Here is a 7,088-nt window from a genome sequence, read left to right as displayed (position 1 = left end):
ATGGCTTGGATCTACCAGATTGCGGAAATCTGTCAGAGGTGGGGCGGTGTCGGATTGCGGGGTGTCAGCCGCATGGATGCGGCTGCCAAGCCTACAGGGACGTACTTGCGGCGTCCCCGCAATCCGACACCGCCCCGCCACCCCACGGAATGCCGCCGTTGCTTTTGCTTCCGCCTCTGCAGGTGCAGGGCGCAGCCCTGCCGAAAGAACCCCTTTACCCCCGCGGTCGCCCGCGCGAGGGCACCAGTGCAAATGTATCCACTGCCAGCTTCTCGGCATGGTTCAACCACGCGCGGATTTCCAGATCGTCCACTTCGTGGTCGAGGCCGAACGACACATTGATCCTGCCGTCGGCATCGGGCTGCACCCACTGCTGGGCCAGAACCACCTTGCGCTGCGAAGAAACCGCTTCGATCCAGAAACCGCGATCCGGGCGCGTGCTCGCCACCAGCTGCAGCATGTACTGGCCGGCACGGGTACGACGGCCCTTCTGGGTGATCATGTGTGCCTGGCGCACGCTGGGGCGGGGGCCCTGGAACGCATCCAGCGGTGCATCCACGTCGATGCCGTTGCGTAGCTGACCATCGCGGTACAGCTTGATGCCGTTGTCGCGGTTCACCAGCAGCGCGCACCAGTCTCCGTCGGCTGAGCCATCCTCGAACGCGGTGCAGCGATCAACGTAGGCGAGTGTGTTGTCCGGGTCGGCATCGTCGAACTGGCGCGAGGTGTTTTCCAGGTACACCGATTTCAGGTCCCAGTCCTTGTCGTACTCCAGCAGCACCGGCGGCTGCACGTGCTGCAGGCCGACAACGACCTGGTCGTCGCCGTCGATCTTCAGCTGCCGCGTCGGTTCACCCAACCACAGCGAGCGTGCGAAGGCGAGGTACTGCGGATAGTCGCGGCCGCCATCGCGGCGCGCGGCGGCGCTGGCACTCGGCGCGCGCTTGTCGTCCAGCAGCGAACGGCCAAAGCCCATCGTCTGCAGGTTCGGATCGAGCAGGCTGAGCAGGGTGGCACCGGAATCCAGCGTCGAGCCGTCTTCGGCGGCCAGCTGGCGCGGGGCCACGCCGTCACCGAGGAACAGCAGCAGGTTCTCGCGCTTCTGCTTGGTCAGGATATGGCTGAGGTCATTGGGCATGGCCAGGTGATCGGAGGCGATCACGATCAAGGTGTCCTTGCCATACGGACTGGCCTGGATGCGCTCGACCAGCTGCGAGATCAGGCGGTCGGTGCACTTCAACGCGTTGAGCATGCCGATGTTGCCGTACTGGCTCTGGTAGCGCTCGCCCTTGCACGCCACCGGCAGATGCCCGGCCGGGTGGTGCGTGTCCATGGTCAGCGTGGTCAGCATGAACGGTGCGTCCTGCCGCGACAGCTGCTCGAAGCGCTGGTACGCAGTGTCCAGCAGCACGTCGTCATGCACGCCCCATGCCGAGTAGTGGATGCGGCCGATTTTCTTCTGCTGCTTGAACCACGCCAGGTCATGCACTTCATCGAAGCCATGGCTGGCCAGGAACTGGCCCTTGCCGGCGAACTGGCCGTTGGCACCGCCCAGGTAATGGTTGGTGTAGCCCTGCTGCTTGAGGTAATCACCCAGGCACACCGCCTTGGGCAGGAAGCTGCCCATGCGGTCCATGCTGTTCTCATCACCCTGCGAGGTGGTCAGCGGCACGCCGCACATCGACGACACCAGGCCGGCGATGGTCCAGCCACCGCCTTCGGCCGAGGCCAACCCGCGCACATCCAGCGACTTGGCCGCCAACCGGTTGAGATTGGGCATCAGGCCGGGAAACACCGCCTCGTCCAGATAGGTGCGCTCCAGACTTTCGCCGTAGATCCAGACGATGTTGCGCGGGCGTTGCAGGGCCTGCGTGGGGATCTGGTATTCGGGAGCGATACGGGCGAAATCCACCGGGCGCAGCTGCTGGTACAGGCGCTGGCCATCGCGCGCCAGCGGGCTGATCATGATCGTGGCCACCCACAGTGCAGCGAAACTGGCAAACCACGCACCACCGGCCGTGGGGCGGCGCCAACGCTTCACCCGCGTCGCGAACAGCGGCAGCAGCGACACGGCAGCCAGCACGATGAAGCCGGCGATATAGCCCTTGAAGTCGGCGACACCGGCGCCTTCCATGTCCGCACCCAGGTGGTACAGGGTAGCGGCGTTGAGTCCGTCACCGGACAGCTTGTCGATCAGCCACCAGGCGCTGAGCGCCAGCAGCAACAGCGAGAACAAGCCGGCTTTCCACCACACCCACTTTGCGGAGGCGAGGAACAACCAGGACAGCAGCAACAACGACAGCAGCAGAATCCAGAGCATAGGCAGCTTCGGCAGTGACGGGGTGGCGATGGACGTCGTACCGACGCGTGTCCATCCGACCGGCGCTGCCGCAAGCACATGTGCATGACAGGCCGATGACCCGATAGTGCATGCACGAACCTGACTGAAATGTTTGTTGAAATCGCGCGTGCGATATCACGCCGCGAACGTAAATCGAGCGTGAAAACTCACGCTCGATTGCATTAAAAAACGCATGAATGCGCTGCTTTCGTAGATCCACGACACGCGTGGATACGACAACGCATCAACGCTATCGATGCCCACGTTCCTCGCGCGAACGCGCACGCCGATCGAACAACAAGGCGCTGGTCACGATGCCCAGCCCAAGCACCACGCCGATCAACAACAGCACCAGCGCGATGGCGGGATAGCCCAGCACATGCCAGCCGGTATCGATCTTCATCATCATTGCTGCCGCCATGATCAACGCTGCGCTGATGATGCCGGCGGCAACACGGTTGGCGATCTTCTGCAGGTTCTCCATCAGGCGCGACTCTTCCAGCCCGGTCACCTTCATCTGCAGGCGGTTCTCGGCCAGCAGCGCCATGATGTCCGACAGCTTGCGCGGTCCGTCGCGCAACAATTGCTGCAGCTCCATTGCTTCACTGGCCAGGTTGGCAGCCGATAGCGATTTCTTCAGGCGCGCGCGCATCACGTGCTGCAGCTGGCGCTCGACGATGCGTCGGGTATCCAGATCCGGTGCCAGCAGTCGGCATACGGTTTCAAGGTTGAGCAGCGCCTTGCCGAGCAGGCTCAGCTCCGGCGGCGTACGCAAGCCGGACGAAGTGGCGATGCGCACCATGTCCAGCACCACACGCCCTTCGGAGAAATTCGCGCTGGCCGCGTAGCGTGCGATCAGCTGGCCGGTCTCGCGCAGGTAACGCTCCTCATCGAACGCCTCCAGCCGGGTGCTGATGCTGATCAGGTCATCGGCCACTTCCTCGCCGCGCCCATCGACGGCGGCGAACAGGATCTTCAGCAGTCGCTCGCGCAGGCGCGGCGGCATGTGCGCCACCATGCCCAGGTCGAAGATCGCCAGGCGTCCGTCGGGCATCACCCGCAGGTTGCCGGGATGCGGGTCGGCGTGGATTTCGCCGTGCACGAAGATCTGGTCCAGGTAGCCACGGATCAGTGCCGCCGCCAACGGGTCCATCGCCTGTTCGGTGCGGCGTACATCGGGAATGGCATCCACGCGCACGCCAGCGGCCAGTTCCATGGTCAGCACGCGATGACTGCAGTAGTCCCACAGTGGCTGCGGAATCCACAGGCGTCGGAACGGCTTCAGATGACGGCCGAAGCGCGACAGGTTCTCGGCCTCGGCGTGGTAGTCCAGCTCCTGCATCAGGGTCTTGGAGAACTCGTTGAGCCAGTCGCGCAGGCGCACGCGGCGACCGATCTGGGTCAGATGGTCGGCGGCCAGGGCGAAGCTGCGCAGCACTTCCAGATCTGAGCGCAGCTGCGCGGCCACTTCCGGCTTCTGCACTTTCACCGCGACCTCGCGGCCGTCATGCAGCACCGCGCGGTGCACCTGGGCGATCGATGCGCAACCCAGCGGCTGCGGATCGAATGCGGCGAACAGTTTGTTCACCGGCGCGCCCAGCTCCTGCTCGACGATGGCGTGGATGCGTTCGACCGGGATCTCGGCGACCTTCTCCTGCATCCGCTCCAGCGCCGTGGCGAACTCCACCGGCACCATGTCCGGGCGGGTGGACAGCATCTGCCCGAGCTTGACGAAGGTTGGCCCCAGCGCTTCCAGGTCACTGACGAACTGTTCGGGGTTGCCGTCGGGCGGCACATCGGTGTGGCTGCCGGCAGCGTCCAGGTTCATGCCGGAGAACACGCCGGAATGGCGGTAGCGCATCAGCAGGCGCAGGATCTGGCTGCGCCGGTTCATGCCACGGATCAGCGGGGGATTGCCTGCGGCGGTGGGCGGCTTGCTCAAACAGAACTCCTCGAAAGCGACGACCGGGCGGCCGTGATCCGGCAGCCGGGTAGCGCCGGACCATGCCCGGCGGGATTGGAATACGCTTGCAGTGTCCCTGCGGTCCGGTAGGCGCGCGGTGAACCCGCTACCGCAGGCGGTGCAGGATCGGTCAGAATCCGCTCATTCCCTTTACTGGATCCCCCATGGCCGGTGCCAGCCTGTTTGCCCTGCTCGACGATATCGCCTCCCTGCTCGACGACGTCTCGGTGCTGACCAAGGTCGCCGCCAAGAAGACCGCCGGCGTGCTGGGCGACGACCTGGCGCTGAACGCGCAGCAGGTGACCGGCGTCAATGCCAACCGTGAACTGCCGGTGGTGTGGGCGGTGGCCAAGGGCTCGCTGGTGAACAAGGTGATCCTGGTGCCGGCCGCACTGGCGATCAGCGCGCTGGAAGCCTGGCTGCACAGTCGCGGCTGGAACGTGCCGCTGATCGTGCCGCTGATGATGATCGGCGGTGCCTTCCTGTGCTTCGAGGGCGTGGAGAAACTGGCGCACCGTTTCCTGCATTCAGCCGATGAAGACGCTGAACACCAGGCCGAACGACGCAAGGCGCTGGCCGATGCGCAGGTGGACATGGTCGCGTGGGAGAAGGACAAGGTGAAGGGCGCGATCCGCACCGACTTCATCCTCTCGGCCGAAATCATCGTGCTGTCGCTGGGGGTGGTCGCCACGGCGTCGTTCATCAACCAGGTCAGCACCCTGGTGGTGATCGCGCTGGCGATGACCGTGTTCGTCTATGGGCTGGTCGCCGGCATCGTCAAGCTGGACGACCTGGGGCTGTACCTGTCGCGGAAGGGCGCAGCGCTGGCGGCCGTCGGCCGTGGGCTGCTGGTATCGGCACCGTGGCTGATGAAGTTCCTGTCGGTGGCCGGTACTGCGGCGATGTTCCTGGTCGGTGGCGGCATCCTGGTGCACAACGTGCCGGCGCTGCACCACGCGGTGCAGGCGCTGGGCGGTGAAGGCCAGTGGGGCTGGCTGGTCAACGCGCTGGGCAACATGGTGGTCGGCATCATTGCCGGTGCGATCGTGCTGGCGGTGGTGACCGGCGTGCAGAAGCTGCGCGGCAAGTAGTGCAGGGGTCTTGCCCGGTGGAGGCCGACCTTGGTCGGCGGTTTTTTCTCTTGCGTGTGCCAACCGAGGTTGGCACCTACCCAAGCAGTTTCCGGCGCGGTGGGGAACTACCCGGCGTGCACCCGGTTCTTGCCTTCGCGCTTGGCCACATACAGGGCGTCATCGGCGCGCCGCAGCAACGTATCGGCATCGTCGCCTGGCTGCCATTGCGAAAGCCCGGCACTGAAATGCACTGGTACCCGCCGGTCCTGCACGGTCAGCACGCGATGTGCCAGTGAGCGCTGCAGCCGCTGCACCGTGGCCATGCTGTCCGCGCCGGGGGTTTCCGGTAGTACCAGCACGAACTCGTCGCCGCCCAGCCGGGCGATGCCATCGGTGGCACGCAGCAGCAGCCGGCACACCGCCACCAGATGCTGCAGCAGCGCGTCGCCGCCGGCATGGCCGTGTTCGTCGTTGGTCTGGTGGAAATCATCCAGGTCGATCACCGCCAGCCCCAACGGCGAGTTGTTGCGTGCGGCGCGGGCCAGCTCGCGTTGCAGAAGTTCATCCAGGCCACGCCGGTTCAAGGCCTGGGTCAGCGGATCGATTCGTGCCAGATCGCCGGCCGCGCGCAGATCCTGTTCCAGCTGGTTGATGCGTTGTTCGGCGCGTTCCACTTCCTGTCGCGCGCTGGCCAGGTGATCGCGCGCCTGCGCGGCCTGCTGCTGCACCTTGCCGGTGTCCTGCATCACTTCCTGCAGCAGGTGGTTGAGGTCGGCGATGCTGCGCGCTTCGCGTAGCTGCAGTGCGTAGCTGCTGATGCGGTCGTGGTATTCACCGGTACTGGCGGCCATGCCGTCCATGCGCTCGATGAACTCGCCCATCAACCCACGCATGGCCGCTTTCGAATCGTCGATTCCCTGCCGCAGCAGGCCCTGCTTGTAGATCACCTCACGCAGCTCGGCGCGGGTGCGCTCTACCGATTCGGCTTCCAGCGGCCCGGACAGCAACTGGCGCACGGCCGCGATCTGGCCCTGCAGCCAGCTGCGGTCATCCAGCAGCTCGCTGACGTTTTCCAGCAGCAGTGCGAACAATTCCAGTAGCAGTGCCTGCTGTTCCTGCCAGCTCTCGGCGCGCACGCCGATCTGGTGACCCAGTTCGCGCGCACCTTGTTCTATCGGCTCCAGTGCCGCGCCCGGCTGCCACTGGCGCAGGCGTACGGCCAGTGCCTGCGCCTGCTCGCGCAGGTCGGGATCGTGCTGCAGCAGCGCCACCACCGCCCCGCCCAGCAGCAACCGCAGCTGTTCGGACAGGCGCAGGCTGTCGGGCTGGCCATCGGGCGAGTGCTGGTCGATGGTACGGATGTACTTGTCGATCAGCTGCCGCATCGCCCGGCCATAGCGCGGCCAGTCGGCGCTGGCCTGCGCCGATTGCAGGCGATCACCCATGTCGCCCAGCTCGCCGGGCAGGGTGGCCATGCCATTGGCGAAGGCAGCCAGCAGCGGCTCGGGTGCATCGGCCCCGGCAAACAGCTGCTGCAATGCCACGCTGTTCCCACCCTGCAGCACCACCCGGTCGCCGCGCCCGTCATCGACCACCGCGCGCACGCGCGCAGGCGGCCCGATAGCGGTACCAGGAGCAGGGCGGGGGTCGGGCTGGTCCGTCATGGAACGAATCCTGGGGTGGCGGGGAGGCTGGTCACAGCATATCGGCG

General features: G+C 65.6%; 3 protein-coding genes and 1 pseudogene. 1 reads left to right on the top strand and 3 read right to left on the bottom strand.

What is annotated here, in order from left to right:
* Nucleotides 1-214: 214 nt before the first annotated feature.
* On the bottom strand, nt 215-2,320 hold the full coding sequence (locus MRBLST15_RS21030) for a phosphoglycerol transferase I (RefSeq protein WP_367787854.1): 2,106 nt from the start codon (nt 2,318-2,320) through the stop codon (nt 215-217).
* Between the two features lie 271 nt (nt 2,321-2,591).
* A pseudogene (locus MRBLST15_RS21025) lies at nt 2,592-4,244 on the bottom strand (ABC1 kinase family protein); the annotation flags it as partial.
* A 224-nt stretch (nt 4,245-4,468) separates the two neighbouring features.
* On the opposite strand from MRBLST15_RS21025, the gene MRBLST15_RS21020 reads away from it, so the two are divergent.
* Complete coding sequence (locus MRBLST15_RS21020; protein WP_099819718.1) at nt 4,469-5,395, top strand: DUF808 domain-containing protein; 927 nt, start codon at nt 4,469-4,471, stop codon at nt 5,393-5,395.
* 107 nt (nt 5,396-5,502) lie between these two features.
* Here MRBLST15_RS21020 and MRBLST15_RS21015 read toward each other — a convergent pair whose 3' ends face one another.
* On the bottom strand, nt 5,503-7,041 hold the full coding sequence (locus MRBLST15_RS21015; RefSeq protein WP_367787851.1) for a diguanylate cyclase domain-containing protein: 1,539 nt from the start codon (nt 7,039-7,041) through the stop codon (nt 5,503-5,505).
* Between the last annotated feature and the right edge of the window lie 47 nt (nt 7,042-7,088).

It is taken from the genome of Stenotrophomonas sp. LST15-1-1.1, from assembly GCF_040815575.1.
GTDB classification, from domain to species: domain Bacteria; phylum Pseudomonadota; class Gammaproteobacteria; order Xanthomonadales; family Xanthomonadaceae; genus Stenotrophomonas; species Stenotrophomonas lactitubi_B.
The sequence above is the reverse complement of the archived record's forward strand: the minus strand, read 5'-3'. Positions and strand labels throughout refer to the sequence as shown.

What these genes read in the sequence shown, in the direction of transcription:
- MRBLST15_RS21030 (WP_367787854.1), bottom strand. Translation starts at nt 2,320, where the DNA reads ATGCTCTGGATTCTGCTGCTGTCGTTGTTGCTGCTGTCCTGGTTGTTC.
- MRBLST15_RS21015 (WP_367787851.1), bottom strand. Translation starts at nt 7,041, where the DNA reads ATGACGGACCAGCCCGACCCCCGCCCTGCTCCTGGTACCGCTATCGGG.
- MRBLST15_RS21020 (WP_099819718.1), top strand. Translation starts at nt 4,469, where the DNA reads ATGGCCGGTGCCAGCCTGTTTGCCCTGCTCGACGATATCGCCTCCCTG.